The sequence below is a fragment of the Neisseria sp. P0009.S007 genome (genome assembly GCF_051962515.1).
This window is the reverse complement of sequence record NZ_JBQCVF010001342.1, coordinates 1-230: the sequence shown is the minus strand read 5'-3', so window position 1 is coordinate 230 and position 230 is coordinate 1. Positions and strand designations below refer to the sequence as shown.

1 pseudogene is annotated in these 230 nt (G+C 58.7%); it reads left to right on the top strand.

Annotation, left to right across the window (positions count from 1 at the left end):
- Window positions 1-230, top strand: a pseudogene (gene ispH, locus ACTHS3_RS18870) (4-hydroxy-3-methylbut-2-enyl diphosphate reductase); the annotation flags it as partial.

Sequence of the window (230 nt, the reverse complement as noted above, 5' to 3'; positions counted from 1 at the left end):
ACCCTGTCCGTCGATGAAACCAAAGACATCATCGCCGCGCTGAACGCCCGTTTCCCCAACATCCGCAATCCCCACAAAGAAGACATCTGCTACGCCACGACCAACCGCCAAACCGCCGTCAAAGAATTGGCGGAAGAATGCGACATCGTCATCGTCGTCGGCTCGCCCAACTCTTCCAACAGCAACCGCCTGCGCGAAGTCGCCGCCCAACGCGGCGTCGATGCCTATAT